This is a genomic window from Streptomyces sp. UG1, from assembly GCF_049974585.1.
Lineage (GTDB): Bacteria > Actinomycetota > Actinomycetes > Streptomycetales > Streptomycetaceae > Streptomyces.
In genome coordinates this window covers 106,916-123,778 of the sequence record NZ_JBNGGG010000025.1, presented here as the reverse complement: position 1 = coordinate 123,778, position 16,863 = coordinate 106,916, and the positions used below count along the sequence as shown (strand labels likewise).

Annotated in this window: 12 protein-coding genes; 8 read left to right on the top strand and 4 right to left on the bottom strand. The window is 71.8% G+C overall.

Translation table 11 applies throughout. The annotated features are described in order from the left end of the window. Positions 1-33 precede the first annotated feature (33 nt). The 3 genes from ACP4J3_RS27075 to ACP4J3_RS27065 form a co-directional block, all read right to left on the bottom strand. Positions 34-1,704, bottom strand: coding sequence for an ArnT family glycosyltransferase (locus ACP4J3_RS27075; RefSeq protein WP_426538692.1), 1,671 nt, complete (start codon positions 1,702-1,704; stop codon positions 34-36). Between the two features lie 93 nt (positions 1,705-1,797). Continuing rightward, positions 1,798-3,720, bottom strand: a complete 1,923-nt coding sequence (locus ACP4J3_RS27070; RefSeq protein ID WP_426538651.1) for a phosphatase PAP2 family protein — start codon at positions 3,718-3,720, stop codon at positions 1,798-1,800. 169 nt (positions 3,721-3,889) lie between these two features. Then, positions 3,890-4,789 carry an N-acetylglucosamine kinase gene (locus ACP4J3_RS27065; protein ID WP_426538650.1) on the bottom strand — a complete coding sequence of 300 codons (900 nt, stop codon included), beginning with the start codon at positions 4,787-4,789 and terminating at the stop codon, positions 3,890-3,892. Between the two features lie 433 nt (positions 4,790-5,222). On the opposite strand from ACP4J3_RS27065, the gene ACP4J3_RS27060 reads away from it, so the two are divergent. The 6 genes from ACP4J3_RS27060 (at position 5,223) to ACP4J3_RS27035 (ending at position 13,435) form a co-directional block, all read left to right on the top strand. Then, positions 5,223-6,344, top strand: coding sequence for an ROK family transcriptional regulator (locus ACP4J3_RS27060; protein WP_426538649.1), 1,122 nt, complete (start codon positions 5,223-5,225; stop codon positions 6,342-6,344). Positions 6,345-6,624: 280 nt separating this feature from the next. Continuing rightward, the gene (locus tag ACP4J3_RS27055; protein WP_426538648.1) at positions 6,625-7,953 is read left to right on the top strand and encodes an extracellular solute-binding protein; all 1,329 of its coding nucleotides are present in this window, start codon (positions 6,625-6,627) and stop codon (positions 7,951-7,953) included. 116 nt (positions 7,954-8,069) lie between these two features. Beyond that, positions 8,070-8,981 (top strand): carbohydrate ABC transporter permease, encoded by a 912-nt coding sequence (locus tag ACP4J3_RS27050; RefSeq protein WP_426538647.1) that lies wholly within the window; start codon positions 8,070-8,072, stop codon positions 8,979-8,981. After that, positions 8,978-9,877: a carbohydrate ABC transporter permease gene (locus ACP4J3_RS27045; protein ID WP_426538646.1), complete on the top strand. Its 900-nt coding sequence runs from the start codon at positions 8,978-8,980 to the stop codon at positions 9,875-9,877. Before ACP4J3_RS27050 ends, ACP4J3_RS27045 begins: the two co-directional genes overlap by 4 nt. Positions 9,878-9,879: 2 nt before the next feature. Further along, on the top strand, positions 9,880-11,589 hold the full coding sequence (locus ACP4J3_RS27040; RefSeq protein WP_426538645.1) for a hypothetical protein: 1,710 nt from the start codon (positions 9,880-9,882) through the stop codon (positions 11,587-11,589). Positions 11,590-11,602: 13 nt separating this feature from the next. After that, positions 11,603-13,435 carry a hypothetical protein gene (locus ACP4J3_RS27035; RefSeq protein WP_426538644.1) on the top strand — a complete coding sequence of 611 codons (1,833 nt, stop codon included), beginning with the start codon at positions 11,603-11,605 and terminating at the stop codon, positions 13,433-13,435. 137 nt (positions 13,436-13,572) lie between these two features. Here the strand turns inward: ACP4J3_RS27035 and ACP4J3_RS27030 are convergent, their stop codons facing one another. After that, positions 13,573-14,220: a nucleoside/nucleotide kinase family protein gene (locus tag ACP4J3_RS27030; protein ID WP_426538643.1), complete on the bottom strand. Its 648-nt coding sequence runs from the start codon at positions 14,218-14,220 to the stop codon at positions 13,573-13,575. A gap of 167 nt (positions 14,221-14,387) precedes the next feature. Between ACP4J3_RS27030 and ACP4J3_RS27025 the strand changes: the two genes are divergently transcribed. Both ACP4J3_RS27025 and prcB read left to right on the top strand, forming a co-directional pair. Continuing rightward, positions 14,388-15,884, top strand: coding sequence for a hypothetical protein (locus tag ACP4J3_RS27025; RefSeq protein ID WP_426538642.1), 1,497 nt, complete (start codon positions 14,388-14,390; stop codon positions 15,882-15,884). 97 nt (positions 15,885-15,981) lie between these two features. Further along, entirely contained in the window at positions 15,982-16,836 is an 855-nt protein-coding gene (prcB, locus tag ACP4J3_RS27020) for a proteasome subunit beta (protein WP_426538641.1), read from the top strand. The last annotated feature ends 27 nt before the right edge of the window (positions 16,837-16,863 follow it).

Sequence of the window (16,863 nt, the reverse complement as noted above, 5' to 3'; positions counted from 1 at the left end):
CCGTGTCGGCCAGGGCCGCTCCGGTGCCCACGGTCAACGGCGGTAGATCGTGATCGAATGACCGACCGTGTCGATCGGCCGACTGCTGTCGATCAGTTCGGCCAGCCTCCCGGTCGCCTTGGCCACGGACGAATCGGACACCACGAGCAGTCCGCGCACCTCGCCGACGGGCACCTCGCGGGGATCGGCGGCGCGGATCCCGTAGTGGGACGGCACCCCGCTGCCCTTGTACACCAGCCAGATCCGCTCGCCCCGGTACCGCTCGCGTAGCCGGTCGGCGAGCCTGCCCAGGTCCTGGCCCCAGTCCACATTCGAGTCGTGCAGCCGCAGATGGGTCTTGGCCGGACCGCCGAACGCCTCGTTGGAGTACGGCAGATAGTAGGGGTACGTCCGCAGCGAGCTCACCGCGACGAACAACACCAGTACGCCGGCCGCGACCGGCGCCCATCGCCATCGCACCGCGAGCACACAACCGGCCGCCACTGCCAGGAACATCGGCACGAAGACGGCGTAGCGGGTGCCGAAGTCCCGCGAGCCCAGCATGGCCGCGCCCAGCAGCACGGCGGCCGGGAGCAGCAGATACGGCGCCACGGGCCGCAGCCGCCGCACGGCCACCACGGTGACGGCGCCTGCGACCCACAGGACGAGCATGCCGAGCGGTGTCTTCACCAGCAGCGCGGCCGGCAGGTAGTACCAGAGCGAGCCCGTGTAGAGCCGCCCGAACAGGAAGCCCTCCCACGGATGGTTCTCGAAGCGGAACTGGACCCGCATCCCGTCCCGGTAGGCCTCAGGGAACGGCAGCAGTTCCACGGCGAGCCCGCGCAGCCCGCGCACCACGGGGGCGGGCTGCTCCGGCGCCCAGCGCAGCCGCGGATCGACCACCAGATACGACGCCCACACGACGGCGATCGCGACCAGCGTCACGGCGCCCGCGCCGACGGCGGCCCGGCCTAGCGCCCGGCGACGGGACCCGGAGGGCGCCCGCGCCCACCACACCGACAGCCCCGCGAGCGCGGCCAGCACCGGCACCGCCGCCAGCGTGCTCATCTTGGTCGCCAGGGCCGCCCCCAGGGCCGCCCCGGCCAACGGCACATACAGCCGCGGCCGGTGACGGGCCCGCCACAGCAGCCAGACCGCCGTCAGCACGAACCCGGACGCAGGCACGTCCAGCGTCGCGAGCGAGCCGTGTGCGATGACGTCGGGGGAGAAGGCGTACAGCCCGAGCGCCGGCAGTCCGCCCACCGGTCCGGCCAGTTCACGGGCGAAGGCGAACACGACCAGCCCGAAGGCGAGCGTCAGGGCGATCACGGGCAGCCGGGCGAACAGCATCAGGCGCCAGGGGTCGTTGCCGGACTCGTACAGCAGATGCCGTCCCAACCGGCCCTGATCGCCGGTGAACGAGGGATCGACCCACGGATCGGCGAGCGCCACCCCCACGCCGATGACCAGCTTCCCCAGCGGCGGATGCTCGGGGTTGTGGAACACGCGGTGCTCGTGGAGGTACTCGGCCGCCGTGCCGACGTACACGGGCTCGTCGATCGTCGGCGTCTGCTGGACCGCGGTCGTGACCATCGCGACGGCCATCTGGCCCAGCAGCACGACCACCAGGAGGGGCACGAGCAGGCGCCCGAGGGGCCGCCGCGCGGGGCGGGCGTCGGGGGGCGTGTCCGAGGCCGGGGCCGCTTGCTGTTCGAGCGTCATCATCCGCTCCACGGCGCCGTCGGCCCCGAGTCGGCGGAAGCTGATCAGGAGCCGGCCCATGGGCCTACTCTGCATCAGCTCCCGCCCGGGACGTCGTTACCGCTTCAGGAGTCGTACCGACAGACCTTCCGTCGTGTAGACGGGTACGGCCCGCAGCGTGTCGGAGTTCAGCTCCACCCGGTGGAACCGGCCGCGCAGCCGCCGCGCCTCGATCACCGGCACCGTGGACCCCGCGACCGGCGGGCGCTCGGCGTCGAGCCGCAGCGACAGCACGGAGCCCCGGCCCAGCAGGACCCGGCGGGAGACCTCGAGCGCCGGACCGTGGTTCTTGCGCAGCAGCAGCTCCAGCCGCGTGTCGCCCTTCTGGACGTACGAGCCGCGCACCCGCAGCACCTTGTCCGCGCGCAGCGTGCCGCCCGTCACCCGCACGTCGCCCTGGCCCAGCGCGCCCGCGGACCCGGCGACCAGCGCGCCGCACTCGACGGCCGTGCCGCCGTGGTACCGGTTGTGCCCGGTCAGGGTGAGCGTGCCGGTGCCGCGCTTGGTCAGACCGCCCTCGCCGCGGATGTCGTTGCGCCAGGTGTCCGCCGCGCCGAAGCCGCCGGCCGCCGCGTCCAGGGTGACGGTCACGTCGGAGTCGAAGGCGCCGTAACCGTCCGCCGCCGCGAACAGGTCGAGCCGGCCCCACTGCTCGGGGCCGTCCAGCAGGACGTACCCGGCGCGCAGCGCGGTCGTGCGCAGCACCTCGCGGCGCTGGGCCGCCGTCAGATACGGCTGCCGCGTCTCCAGCAGCACCTCGGCGCCCTTCGGCACGGTGAGGGGCGTGTCGCGGCCCTGCCGCTTCAGCGCATACGTCAACTTGGGCTCGACCGTACGGGCGTTGGCGTCCCGGTCGGCGTACGGGTCGGTGTCGGTGCCGGCCGAGTGGGCGTAGTCGTACAGGGTGTCGGCCGTCGTGCCGGTCCGCTCCTGGAAGTAGGCGAGGGCCTGGGCCCGTGCCGCGGCCTTGAGCTCGGCGTTCGCCGGGTCGGCCAGCGCGGCGGCGGCCAGGGCGGTGGCCATGACGCGGCCGCCGATGACGTCGACCGCGGAGTGCATGCCGGAGACGATGCGGTCGTGGCTGAGGTCGAACGCCCGGGTCACCAGCTCCTGGAAGCGCTCGGGCACGGCGTACGCGTAGGCCAGCGCCGCGAGGTGGATGGCGTTGGTGTGACCGCTGGGGTAACCCCCGTCCTCGGCCGGGTCGGTGGAGCGCTGGCGCAGCAACTGCGGGGCGACGACCACCTTCGAGTCGTACACCGGGAAGCCGAACGGGTCCGTGCGCCCGGTGTCGACGACCTCGCTGTCCTCGTTCATGCGCCACGGACGCGGGTACTGGAAGGTGAACTTGGCCGGGTTGCTGGAGGCGAACGGGCCACGCACGGTGTTGACCAGGGCGGCGACCTGGCCGAGTTCCGAGTCGGTCGCCCCCGCGCCGGTCGCGGATCCGGCCGGGGCGTCGGCGGGCACCGAGTCGCTGATCTTGCCCGCGGGGGTGCCGTCCGGCGCGCTGGTGATGGAGGTGACCGCCTTGGCGCCCTCCTTGTACAGCTCGGCCAGCGGGCCGAGCCCGTCGATCACGGAGTAACTCTGGTGCTGGCGGTCGGTGATGAACGCCCGCTTCGCCTCCGCCTCGGTGCGCCGCGACGTGATGTCCGCGCTGTAGCGCATGTTGGCGCGCAGCACCTCGGGCATCAGCGGCGTGCCGGTGTCCCAGGCGCCGCCGGTCTTCCACACGTGCGCGAAGCCGCCGAGGATCCGGACCACCGCGTTGGTCTCGGGCGTCTGGTTCTCGACGACGTTGGTCTTGTAGTCGTCGACGAACGCGGCGGTGTTCGTGGCGGCCTTGGCGTCGGCGGCGGGGAGCCAGCCGGCGACGGCGGGGACGGCCAGCAGGGCCGCGCCGCCTCCGACGGAGGCGGTGAGAAAGCGCCTTCTGTTGATGGACGGGGTGGCGTGGCCCTCGGCGGGTGACGGCATGCGTGCCTCTTTCGAAGGTCTACGGCTCTACGGCCGGAAGAGGATCGAGGTAATCGACTCGACCGTCCGGTGCGCGGGAGACTGATCAGGCGCAAAGGATCGAGTCTTACGAGCGAAGATCTACGGGCGAGTTGTGTCGGACTCGGGATGGCCCGGCGTCCGGCAGGTGTCACACAAGTGAACGGGCGAGCGCTACGGCCCCGTCGACCGGCGGCACCTCCAGGGGCCGTGGCGTGGCCCCCGGTGCGCAGTCGGCGAGGGCGGCGGCGAACGCCTCGTACAGGACGGACTGCGCGAGGATCGTGCTGCCCGCCACCACGACGTCGTCCACCGGGACCCCGCGCGAGGCGAGCTGCCCGACCAGCGCGGCCAGGGAGCGGCCGCCTTCGTCGATCACCGCGCGCGCGAGCGGCGAACCGGCCTCGGCGGCCGCGAACACCACCGGCGCGTGCCGGCCCCGCTGAGCGGAGATGTCCTGGGCGCTCTCCAACGCCGCGCCCAGGGCGGGCACTTCGGCGACCTGGAACGCGTCGAGGAGCCCGCGCGCGAGAGCGTCGGGCTCCTCACCGAGGTCGTGCGCCGCCCATACGGCCCGTGCCGCCTCGCGGACCAGACCGGCCGAGCCGCCCTCGTCGCCGAGGGCCGCGCCCCAGCCGCCGACCTGGACCGGGGTGCCGTCCGGCAGCCTGCCCACCGCGACGGACCCGGTGCCGGCGACCAGGCCGACCCCCTTGTCCAACCCGGCGGCGGGAACGAGCAGTTCGGCGTCGCCCACCACCAGCGCGGGCGCGTCGAAGTGGAGTTGCAGGGCGGTGCGGAGCTGGGCGCACTGGCGGGGTGTCTCACAGGCGTGCCCGCCCACGGCGAGCGCGGACGGGCGGCTGCCCCTCGGCAGGGCGTCGGCGACCAGCGCGGCCAGCCAGCCCGCGGCGGCCACCGGGTCGTGCGGCCGCCAGCCGCTGCTGGTGCGGACGTGATCGGCGATCAGGGCGTCCCCCGCACGGGCGCGGAGATGCGTCTTGGTGCCGCCCACGTCGATACCGACCACGAGGGGCGTCGTTTCCTGCACGGGTCCTCTTTCATCGTTGCGCAGCGCGATGACGGCGGGCGAACCGTGTTTCGAAAACGGGTGTTGAAGAATCGGGAAGCCCCGGGACGGGCCTCGTGCGGAACACGGCAGGCGAGTACCGTGCACTTCGTTAGGAAGTTAACTAACGAAGTAGGGTGCGCGTCAAGAGGCGCGGAAACCCGATGCCGAACGACCTTGGCGACCCTTGGAGGGGCCGGGGGAGTCCGGGTGCGTTCCCGTGTCGTCCGGTGCGTGCTCGCGGCGTGCGGACGAAGGTTCTCGGTGGCGGTGCCCACGGTCGGACGAAGTCGCGGCTGGGGCAGGAGCCACTGGGGCCTTTGTCCGGTGCGCGAGACCGCGTGCCGGGCGGTGCGAGAGCGCGCCCGGACCTCTCCGCCGCTGCCCGGCCGCCGCCGCACCACCTGGGGAGAGCATGGACCTGAGCGAGAGCGCGCGTGCGGTGTTCGCCGTGCTGGCCGCGGCCGGCAGTGCGACCCGGCCGCAGCTCGCGAGCCTGGCGGGCCTGTCCAAGCCCACCGTGTCCGCCGCCGTCGCGGAGCTGGAGAGCGCCCGGCTGGCCGCCCACTCCGGCACCGCCTCCGGCGGCACGGGCCGCACCGCCGCCGTGTACGGCCTCGGGCCTGCCGCCGGGGCGGTGCTCGCCGTGGACCTCGGCCCCGCCCTCACCCGGGCGCGCGGCTGCGCCCTGGACGGCACCCTGCTCGCCCAGGCCACCGGGACCCGGGAGGAGGCCGCCGAGGTGGTGCGCGAGGCACTCGTCGCGCTGCCCGCCGGCGCCCCGCTGCGCACCGTCGTCGTCGCCGTCGGCGACGTCACCGCACGCGAGAAGGAGGGCGCCCGGATGCGCCCCGCCACGGCCAAGGCCGGCCCCGTCTTCGACGCCATGGCCGTCGCCCTGCCGCCGGGCGTTCCCCTCCACCTCGAGAACAACGTCAACTGCGCCGCGCTCGCCGAACTGCACGAGGGCGCCGCGCGCGGCCGGCACACCTTCGGCTACCTGCGGATCGGCGTCGGTATCGGCCTCGGCATCGTGGTCGGCGGCCAGGTACTGCGCGGAGCCAACGGCGCCGCCGGTGAGCTGGCCCGGCTGCCCTACCCCTGGGACGACGGCCGCGAGCCGCGCCACGAGGCCCTGGAGGAGTACATCGGCGCCCGCTCGCTCCTGCGGCGGGCGGCCGAGGCCTGGCCGGACGAGGACGGGCCGTGCCCGCGCACCGCCGAGCAGCTCTTCGCCCTGGCGGGTCAGGGCCGGGCGGCGGCCCGCGCCGTGATCGGCCGACACGCCACCGACGTCGGCCGTCTCGCCGCCGCCGTGACCGCCGTACTGGACCCGGGGCTCATCGTGCTCGGCGGCAGCACCGGGGCGGATCCGCAGGTGCTGCCCGGTGTGCGGGCGGAACTCGCCCGGCTGAGCTGGCCCACCGAAGTCGTCAGCAGCACGGTCGGCGATCTCGGCACCGTCGTGGGTGCCGCCCGGCTCGCGGTCACCCGAGGAGTCCAAACCGTGACCGAGACCGCGGGGGCGAAGCATTGACGGCCTCCGACTCGATCTGCCAATGTCCGGACAAGCGCTTTCTGAGTCGGCCGGGACGCCGACTCCGGGTGAGCCTCCCGCCCGTACGCGAAGTACGGCAGCCGCACGAGGGCGTGCTCGTGCGACGACGGCCCTCATGGCCGGGGATCCCACCCGTCGAGGCGGCGATGCGGCCGGGCGAGGCCGTGCCCCCCCCGGAAAGCGAAATTTCCTGCAAAATGCACCTGTGCCGCCTCGGTCGGCGCCGTGCTCCGTCCCCTATGACGAAAAGGGATCGAAGATGACCACTGTGGGTGTGCGGCGCTCCCGCCGACTCGGCCGCGGCGGCATACGCCGCCTGGCTCCCCTCGCTGCCGTGGCCACGGCAGGTGCCCTGCTGCTCTCCGCCTGCGGGTCGGATTCCGGCTCGGGCGGAACCTCCAAGTCGCTGACGTTCTGGATCTCCACGGTTCCGGGGCAGGACGCGGGCTGGAAGAAGATGGTGGCGCAGTACAAGAAGGAAGCCGGCGTCGACATCAAGCTCGTCAACATCCCCTACGACGGCTACGACGCGAAGCTGCGCAACGCCGCGCAGGCGAACTCCCTGCCCGACGTGGCGTCGGTGCCGAAGCTGGACCCGATCTGGGCGAACAAGCTGATCGACCTCCGCTCCATCGCCGACAAGAAGAGCAACAAGATCAACGGCAACTTCGTCGCCAAGGACTCGTCCGGGAAGGTGCTGTCCATCCCCTCGGACGTCACCGCGTCCGGCATGTTCATCAACAAGTCGCTTTTCGAGAAGGCCGGCGTCGACTACCCGACCTCGCCCGACAAGACCTGGACCTGGACCGAGTTCATCAAGGCTGCGAACGAGGTCCGGGAGAAGACCAACGCCAAGTACTCCCTGACCTTCGACCAGTCGCCGTCCCGGCTGCGCGCCATGGTGTACGAGATGGGCGGCAAGTACGTCCACGCGGACGACTCCGGCAAGTTCTCGGTGGACGCGGCGACCAAGAAGGCCGTGAACACCTTCGTCGGATGGAACGACGACAAGACCATGCCGAAGTCGGTGTGGACCAGCGGCGCCGACCCGTCGGCCATGTTCCAGAGCGGTGACGTCGTCGCCTACTGGTCCGGCGTGTGGCAGGTCGCCGCCTACGCGGAGAGCATCACGAAGTTCGAGTGGGCGAGCGTCCCGACTCCCGCCGAGCCGGTGCAGGCCAGCGACGTCAACAGCGGCGGCATGACGGTGGGCTTCAACAACAACGGCGACGCGGCCGCCGCCGCGGAGAAGTTCCTGTCCTGGCTGTACGAGCCGGCCCACTACCAGGCGCTGTGCGAGGCGTCCGGGTTCCTGCCCGTCGAGAGCGGTCTGAACCCGAAGTACCCCTTCAAGTCCGAGGCGGCGCAGGCGGCGTTCAAGCTCTACAACGAGTCGATCCCGCTCTACGACCCGATCTCCGGCTACTTCAACACCGCGCAGACGAACTGGGCGCTGAAGGGCAAGACCCTCACCGAGGACCCGACCAAGACGGAGCTCGGCAAGGCGATCAACGGCCAGCAGTCGGCCGACAAGGCCCTGGAGAACATCGTGGCCGGCTACAACCAGCAGGTCGGCGGCGCGTCGTAGACCACAGGGCCGGGCGGCGGGGTCCAGACGCGCCGCCCGGCCCTGGGCGCCCACGTGATGCCGGGCTCATGGCCTGAGCCCACAGCAATCCATTCCACCAGCACGGAGTCAGGAAGATGACAAAACGCGCCTCGGCCGTGTCCGCGAGCCCGCCCAGGAGACGCAGTAAGTACACCGTCGCGCCGCTCGTCCTCATCGCGGGCAATGTCGTGCTCTTCGCGCTGTTCTTCGTCTGGCCGGCGGTGATCGGGCTCGTCTACTCCTTCACGAACTACACGGGCATCGGGGCGTTCCAGTTCGTCGGACTGGACAACTACAGCAACCTGTTCGGGGACTCCACCTTCTTCGACGCGCTGACCCGGACGCTGCTGTACACCGTGCTCTTCGTTCCGCTGAACTTCGTGTTGTCGCTGCTCATCGCCAATGTGCTGGTGAGCAAGCACGCCAAGGGCGTGTCGGTCGCCCGCGTCTTCTTCTTCATCCCGTGGCTGCTGTCCCCCATCGTCGTGGGCGTCCTGTGGCGGTGGCTGTTCGGCGAGAACTTCGGACTGGTCAACTACCTCATCGAGAAGCTCGGCGGAAGTGCCGTTCCGTGGCAGTCGAACGCGGACCTGTCGCTGATCGTGGTGGTGGTCGCGGCATCCTGGGCCTGGACGGGCTTCTCCATGCTGCTGTTCATCGCGGCGATCAAGAACGTACCGCAGTCGTACTACGAGGCGGCCGCCCTCGACGGCGCCGGTCCGTGGCGCCAGTTCATCAGCATCACCCTGCCGAGCATCGCGCCGACTTCCTTCATCGTCATCCTGCTCAACACGATCCACGGGATGAAGGAGTACCCGCTGTTCGCCTCCCTCAACAACGGCGGACCCGGAACGTCGAACAACCTGCTTGTCCAGTACATCTACCAGACCGGCTTCAAATCGGGCCAGATCGGCTACGCGAGCGCCGCGTCGTTCGTGCTCATGCTCATCCTGATGGCCGTCGCGATCATCCAGCTGATGGTCAACCGGCGGGTGGAGAACCGATGACAACCACAGACATGCCACGCAAGGTCGACGCCGAGCCCGGACGGGCTGTCCGCAAGAAGCGGCCCCGCGGCGCGGCCGGCGGCGGGCTTCGGCGCGCGGTGCCCGCGACGACACTGCTGTGGGTCCTGGCGGCCGTCTACGGGTTTCCGGTGCTGTGGTTCGTCCTCAGCTCCTTCAAGCCGGCGGGAGACCTGTTCTCCTCGCTGTCGCTGTTTCCGGACGACCCCACCCTGTCGGGCTACAAGGCAGCGTGGGACGGCGCCAACTTCTCCCAGTACTTCATCAACACGGCCATCGTGTGTGTGATCGCGACGATCCTCACGGTGGGAGTCAGCTGCTGCACGGGGTACGCGCTGGCCAAGTACGACAACAAATGGCTCAAGGTGTTTTTCATCTGCATCCTGGCCACGACGATGCTGCCGGGCGAGGTCATGCTCGCCCCGCAGTTCCTGGTGGTCCGCGACCTGGGCCTGTACAACTCGCTCGCCGGCATCATCGTCCCGGCCTTGCTCACCGCGACCGGATGCTTCATGTTCCGCCAGTTCTTCCTGACGGTCCCCGACGAGCTCATCGAGGCCGCCCGCATCGACGGGGCGCGTGAACTGTCGATCTTCCTGCGGATCATGGTGCCGATCTCCCGGCCCATCATGCTGACCCTCGCCATCCTGTCGTTCCAGTGGCGATGGAACGACTACATCTTCCCGCTGCTGATGCTCAACGACCCCAACAAGTTCACCGTGCAGATCGGCATCCAGAGCCTCGTCGGCGCGCAGAACATCAACTGGTCGGTGGTGCTCGGCGGCTCGGTCATCACCATGATTCCGCTGATCGTCGTCTTCCTGGTGTTCCAGCGTTACGTCATGAACGCCGACATCAACGCCGGACTGAAGGATTGACCTTGCCCAACCCGCTCGACCACGAGTTCGTCCGCGCGGCGGCCCGCGCCGCCGACCGGTCGGCCGCCCCGCTGGCGGCCGGCCCCGACGAGGAACTCGCCGGTGTGCCGCACCGTGGTCTGGCGCGCCGGGTGAAGACCCTGGTCGCGGCGTACCGTTCCCCGGACTCGGCACTGCACGGCAGCGGACAGGCCGTCGCCGCCGCGATGACCCACCTGGGCGCCTTGCGGGCCGTGCAGACCACCACCGGCCTCTTCGCCGGCGGCGACAACGTGCAGTCACCGCCGGACTCCGCGTTCACCGTCAACGATGTGTGCGACACGCACGTCCTCGCCGCCGGCGCGGGGCCGGAACTGCGCGAGGTCACGGCCGCGCTCGCCGAGATCGCCGACGCCGCCTCCGGCAGTCTCCTGACCGGTGGCGTGCACACCCCGAACCACCGCTGGGAGCTGTGCGCGGCACTGGCCCGGCTGCACCGGTCGTTCCCGGACAAGCGGCTGCTCGACCGCGTCGAGGAGTGGCTCGCCGAGGGCGTCGACATCGACGCGGAGGGCCTGTACTCGGAACGCAGCGCCGTCTACGCGTCCATCGTGACCAACCCGGCGCTGCTGTTGCTGGCCGAGGTGCTCGGGCGTACCGACCTGCTGGACGCCGTCGAACGCAACCTCGCCACGACCCTGGACCTGATCAGGCCGGACGGCACGGTGGAGACCGTCCACTCGCGCCGCCAGGACCAGAAGCTCTCGTTCCCGCTGTGGCCCTACCTGCCGCACTACCGGCTGCTCGCGATCCGCACCGGCCGGGGCGACTTCGCCCGCGCGGCCCGCCTGGCGGCCGCCGACGGCATCGACGACCCCGACCTGCTCGCCCAGACCCTCCTCACTCCGGACCTGTGCCGCGCCCTGCCGGCCCCGGCCGCGCAGACACTCCCGCGCCACCGGTACCTCACCACCGCACGCCTCGCCACACGCGCCTCGGCCACAGCGCACACGGTGGTGTACGGCGGCTCCGACGTGCCCGAGCACCGGCGCATCCGCTCGGGCCTCGCCTGCAACCCCACCTTCCTGCGCATGTTCGCCGGCGACGCCGTCCTCGACGCGGTCCGCCTCTCGCGGGTGTTCTTCGACCTGGGCCCGTTCCGCGCCGCCGACATGGAACAGCTCGCCGACAACCGGTACCGGCTCACCCAAACCCTCACAACCGCCTACTACCAGCCGCTCCCGAAGGACCTCAGGCGCGACGACGGCGCCTACCGCCTGGTGGACGAGGGCCGCTTCTCCGCGGCGATGGCCTTCCCCGACCGCCCTCAGGACGAGGTCTCCCACACGACCCGAGTCGAGGTCGACCTGCGGGAGGACGGGGCCGACCTGCGGATCAACATCAGCGGCCCAGCGGTGCCCTGGGCCCTCGAACTGACCTTCCGGTCGGGCGGCGAGCCGCAGGGCGCCGTACCGCTCGGCGACGGATGCTGGTGCCTGACGACCGAGCCTTTGACCTACCGCGTCGGCGACGACGAGATCCGGGTCGAGGCCGCCGTCGAGACGGGTGAACCGCTCGCCGCACCGGACCGGAGCGACGTACTGCGCTACGACCCGGGGCAGTACTACACCGTGGTCGGCGGCACCGACGCGACGACCGGGAACCGTGTCTACCTCGGTGGGCACGGACCGCAGACAGTGACCCTCACGCTGCGCGCCACCTCTCAGGCATGAAGGGCTGATCTCCTTGCACCTCCCTCGCCAGCTCGGCGCGTTGCACGACCTGCCGGACACCCCGGAGGCGTACGACGCCGTCCTCGCCGACGTCACCGAACAGGCCCTCGCGCGCCTCACCCCCGAGGGCAACCTCGAACACCCCGACTGCGTAGACGACATCGGCGACACCTCCCTCGGCATCACCTCACTGCTCGCCTTCGCCTGGCAGCGCACCAAGGACGACCGACTGCCGGAGGCGGTCCGCCGCAGCCTCGCGTTCCATCTGCGCGAGCGGGTCTACGTCGACGACAACCCTGGATATCCGAACCTCAGGGTCCGCGACTCCGGTCTGCCGTACGCCCGTTACACCCTCGCGGCCGGAGCCCACCCCATCGGCGACTGGCCGAGCACGGTGTGGGCGCTGCTCCAGGCGGTGAACCTGCTCGACGCGGCCGAAGGTCTGGTCGACGACGCACAGCGCGCCGAGCTCCTCGACACGGCCCGCGGATACTGGCGCTGGCTGACCGAGGCGACCTTCTTCAACCCGCAGGAGGCCGGCAACCAGGCGATCGGCTGCGTGGTCGGCGGACTGATGCTGGCCCGCCACCTGCCCGCCCCTGACCGCGCAGCGGTGCGCCGGCGCGCCCTGCGCCTGTACGAGGACGAGATCCGCGCCCACCGGGTGCGCGACCGGGGCGCCCTGCTGCCGCCCGAGCACGGCGGGGCGTACGACAACAACTACGGCCCGATCTCCCTGTCCTTCCTCGCCCAGGCCCACCGGGTCAGCGGCGAGGACGTCTTCGCCGAGGACGGCGACGCGCTCGCCCGCTACATCGACGCCCGCCTGACCACCGGAGGCTTCGACAACGGCGGCCCGCGCTACAGCGAGCAGCACAGCGGCTTCGAATCCGTCCTGGGCCTGCGCTACTTCAGCCGGCGCATCGGCTCCGACCTCGGCCGCTACCGGGGCGACACCCGCTGGGGCCGGCACGCCGTGAAAGCGGACGGCGCGGTCGACGGGCACTTCGCCTGGATGCTGGTCTGGCAGATCCAGGACACCACCCGCTGGCACCGCACACCGTCCCCGACCCCGGCCCGCCACCAACTCCGGGCGGGCACGGTCTCGGTGGCCTTCGACGACCGTATGACCCCGTCGCTTCTCGAGGCGGCCGGCACCTACTACCTCCCCGCCGCCGTGAACCGGCAGCACGGCTTCGGCCCGGTCACGGACGGCTTCCTGCACTGCCGCCCGATGGGCGAGGTCCGCGTGCGGGACGTGCGCACGGAGGGCCTGACGGCCAAGCTGGTCACCAAGCCGGTCGTGGGCCGCGACCACGTCCTGCGCCATGTGCGGTCCCTGTATGTCACCGACGGCACGAGCCTGTGGACGACGGTCGCGCTGGAGCGACTCCCCTCAGCGCCCTACCTGCTCGCCGGCCTGCCGTACGCCACCGACGACGGCGACCGGGTGCGCCGGACCGCGTCAGGCGAGGTCACCGCGGCCGGAGAGCTCCGGCTGACCCATCCCGAGGCGGACCGCGTGGACCACTTCGACGCCCGCGCCGAGCGGACCCAGGAAGAGGCGGCCTTCGCCCTGGCGGCCGACCCGCGCGGCTACGGCAACCCCGACCTGGGCTGGAGCCACCTGATCGCCTCGACGGCCCTGGAGGCCGAACCGGCCCCCGGCGCCCCGCAGGACCTGCACGTCTTCGCCGTGCGCTACGGACCGGCGGGCCCGTTCGCACCCGCCTTCGCCTCCGACGGATCGGACCTGACAGTCCGCACCGAGTCCTTCACCGCCGTGATCGGCGAGCCGGCGGGCGACGCGCACGGCGAGCCGGAACTGACGCTGCGGCCCGTGTAGACCGGCGCTCACCGCCCCGCAGGCGCCGTCGGCGGCCCGGGACTGTTCAGGGGGGGTCCCGCAGAGCACCCGCGGCGCCCGGCACGCGCCCTCGCGGCACCGGCACCGGCACCGCACGGGGCCCTCTGAACAACCCCCTAGCGCAGGGCGGGCACCGCCGTGACCGGCACCACCAGGTCCGCGTGGTCCCGCGTCCGGGCGACCAACTCGGCGTTGCGCTGGTCCGAGCGCATCACCCAGGCCACCGCCTGCTCGTGCGACTTGCCGAACTCCTCGTGCCGCGCGATCAGCCGCCGCAGCCGCTCCTCCTCGTCGAGCTCGCAGAACCACACCTCGTCCAGCTCCAGCCGCACCCGGGCCCACGCGCCCGTGCCCAGCAGCAGGTAGTTCCCCTCGGTCACCACCAGCCGGGCGGTCGGCGCCACCGGGACGGCCCCGGCGATCGGCTGCTCCAGAACCCGCTCGAAGCCGGGCGCGTACACCGTGTCGGCATCCTCGTGCAGCCGCCGCAGCAGCGCCGCGTACCCCGCCGCGTCGAACGTGTCCGGCGCGCCCTTGCGATCCCGCAGCCCGAGCCGCTCCAGCTCGACGTCGGCGAGATGGAACCCGTCCATCGGCACATGGGCGACCCACGGATCCCCGCCACCGTTCAACTCCCGCACCAGGCGCTCCGCGAGCGTCGACTTGCCCGCCCCGGGACTGCCGGCGATACCGAGGACGGCGCGACGGCCGGCCCGGGGGAGGGACCGGGCGCGGGCGAGGAGGTCGTCGAAGGTCAGGGTCACCACCAGAGTGTCGCACCCGTCATTCGCCTGGCCGAACAGCGTGCGGCACACCCAGCCCTCACGGGTTAGCTTGGCAATGTTTTAATCATTGCCCGTTCCCCGCCCGTCCAACTCCTCGGGCTGTGGGGCTCAGAGGCCCTACGGCTCGTAGGGGTGAGGAGTGGACGATGACCCAGGGCACACGGCCCATGCCCGTCGGTGCGGGACGGCGCGACGGGGTGCTCGTGTCCGGCAGGTCGGGGCGGGCGCGCGGCGACATTCTGCTCGCTGCGGTGGCCGCCGCCTTCACACTCCTCCAGCTCCTCCTCGTACGGCCCGCGATGGGCCTCGGCTGGGACGAGATCGTGTACGTCAGCCAGGTCGCCGACGACGCGCCGGCCGCGTTCTTCAGCGCCCCACGCGCGCGTGGCGTCCCGCTGCTGGTGTGGCCCGTCGCCTCCTGGTCGTCGTCCACGATCCTGCTGCGGGTCTACCTCGCCGTCCTCTCCGGGCTCGCCCTGTACCTGGTCCTGCGTGTCTGGCGCGGACTGTTCCCGGCCCGGGTCCTGGCCGGCGCGGGCGTCTTCTTCGCCACCTTGTGGGTGACCCTCTTCTACGGCCCGCAGGCCATGCCCAACCTCTGGGTGGCGTTCGGCGCCCTGCTCTGCGTCGGCTGCTTCCTACGGGCCCGCGCCGACCGCTTCGACCGGTGGGCCCTGTGGGGCGTCCTGGCCGGTGCCCTGCTGATGGCGTGGATGCGGCCGACCGACGCCGTCTGGGTCACGCTGCCGCTGCTCGTCCTCGCGGCGGTGGCACGGCACTGGCGGCTTGGCGCAGCCCTCGTCACGGGCCTGGCGGCGGGTGGCATCCAGTGGGTGATCGAGGCGTACGTCAGCTACGGCGGCCTTCGGGAGCGGCTCAACGAGGCCTCTCGCATCCAGGGCGACCTCGGCTGGAACCTCGCCGTCGACGACCAGCTGCGCAGTCTGGTCGGCCGCGCCCTGTGCCGGCCGTGCGACGTGCCGACGCCCGGCCCGGCCGTCTACGCCTGGTGGCTGGTGCTGCCGCTGCTCGCCGCCTACGCCCTGGTCATCGCGGTCCGGGCCGGACGCACCGCCCGCACAGTGGTCCCGCTGGCCTGCGCCGCGACGGTCGCCTTCCCCTATCTGTTCCTGATCGGCTACGCGGCCCCCCGCTTCCTCCTGCCCGCCTACGCCCTCCTCGCCCTTCCCGTCGCCGATGCGCTGCTCCACCTGGCCACTCGCCCGAACGGCCGCCCGCGACCGGTGGTCGCCGCCGTCGTCGCGCTCGCGTCGGCCGGGCATCTGGTCATGCAGTACATCGTCCTGGACCGCACCGTGGACCGCACCACCGCCGCCCGTGTCGACTGGGCCCGCTCCGCCGCCGAACTCAACCGGCTCGGCGTGCGCGCGCCGTGCCTGCTCACCGGAGACGAGGCCATCCCCGTCGCCTACTACACCGGCTGCGCCTCGGGCGCCATCAGCGGCAACAACGCCAACACCACCACGGCCGAGATCCTGCGCACCACACGGACAATCCCGGTCGGCGCCCTGTCCTTCCCCGGCCACCAAGCGCCCCGCTACGCCCAGGACTGGGAACTCCACCGCCTCCACGGCCTGGAGGTCCGCATCGCCCCGGCGCCGGGTGCGGGCGGAGCAGGATGACATCCGCCCCTGGGCGCTGTGATCCCCAAGGGCGTTTCCCCGGCGTCCGGTTCAGGTAGGAGTCCGGATGTCGGTCGGACTCAGGAGGGGGAGTGCCATGACGAGCGGGGAGCACGACGGGCGGCTGGGGGAGGAGTTCTTCACTCCGGGGACGTCCTCCTTCACCGAGTTCCTGGCCGCGCACCGGCCGGCCCTGCTGCCCATGCGCCGCCCCTTCCCCGACGGCGTCCGCGCCGCCCCCGACCGCTTCCCGCACGGCACCACGGTGCTGGCCCTCACCTACCGCGACGGCGTGCTGATCGCCGGCGACCGCAGGGCCACCATGGGCAACCTCATCGCCCAGCGGGACCTGGAGAAGGTCCACTGTGCCGACGACCACACGGCCGTCGCCTTCGCGGGCACCGTCGGCCTCGCGCTGGACATGGTGAAGCTGTATCAGGTCGAGCTGAAGCACTTCGAGAAGATCGAGGGCGTCCCCATGACGCTCAAGGCGAAGGCCTCCCGCCTGGCCGGCATGATCCGCCAGAACCTCGGCCAGGCCATGCAGGGCCTCGCCGTCGTGCCGCTCCTCGCCGGCTACGACCCCAAGGCTCCCGAGGGCGCCCGGGGCCGCATCTTCGACTTCGAGGTCACCGGTGGGCCGTACGAGAAGTACGACTTCCACGCCGAGGGCTCCGGCTCGCCGTATGCCCGAGGGGCGCTCAAGAAGCTGTTCCGTCCGGGCATGTCCCGGCACGAGGCGGTGCTCGCCGCGCTGCATGCGCTGTACGACGCGGCGGACGACGACTCGGCGACCGGCGGACCGGACATCAACCGCCGGATCTTCCCCAGCGTCTCGGTGATCACCGAGGACGGATTCGAGCGGCTGCCCGAGACGGAGACCGAGGAACTGGCCCGCGAGATGGTGCGGCAGCGCACCGCCCGGCCGGACGGGCCCAACGCCGCACCCTGACAGGGGGCCTGGCCTTTTCCGTCCCCC

Excerpts from the sequence above, each read along its gene's own strand:
- ACP4J3_RS27075 (WP_426538692.1), bottom strand. The coding sequence starts at position 1,704 with ATGATGACGCTCGAACAGCAAGCGGCCCCGGCCTCGGACACGCCCCCC.
- ACP4J3_RS27070 (WP_426538651.1), bottom strand. The coding sequence starts at position 3,720 with ATGCCGTCACCCGCCGAGGGCCACGCCACCCCGTCCATCAACAGAAGG.
- ACP4J3_RS27060 (WP_426538649.1), top strand. The coding sequence starts at position 5,223 with ATGGACCTGAGCGAGAGCGCGCGTGCGGTGTTCGCCGTGCTGGCCGCG.
- ACP4J3_RS27055 (WP_426538648.1), top strand. The coding sequence starts at position 6,625 with ATGACCACTGTGGGTGTGCGGCGCTCCCGCCGACTCGGCCGCGGCGGC.
- ACP4J3_RS27050 (WP_426538647.1), top strand. The coding sequence starts at position 8,070 with ATGACAAAACGCGCCTCGGCCGTGTCCGCGAGCCCGCCCAGGAGACGC.
- ACP4J3_RS27045 (WP_426538646.1), top strand. The coding sequence starts at position 8,978 with ATGACAACCACAGACATGCCACGCAAGGTCGACGCCGAGCCCGGACGG.
- ACP4J3_RS27025 (WP_426538642.1), top strand. The coding sequence starts at position 14,388 with ATGACCCAGGGCACACGGCCCATGCCCGTCGGTGCGGGACGGCGCGAC.
- prcB (WP_426538641.1), top strand. The coding sequence starts at position 15,982 with ATGACGAGCGGGGAGCACGACGGGCGGCTGGGGGAGGAGTTCTTCACT.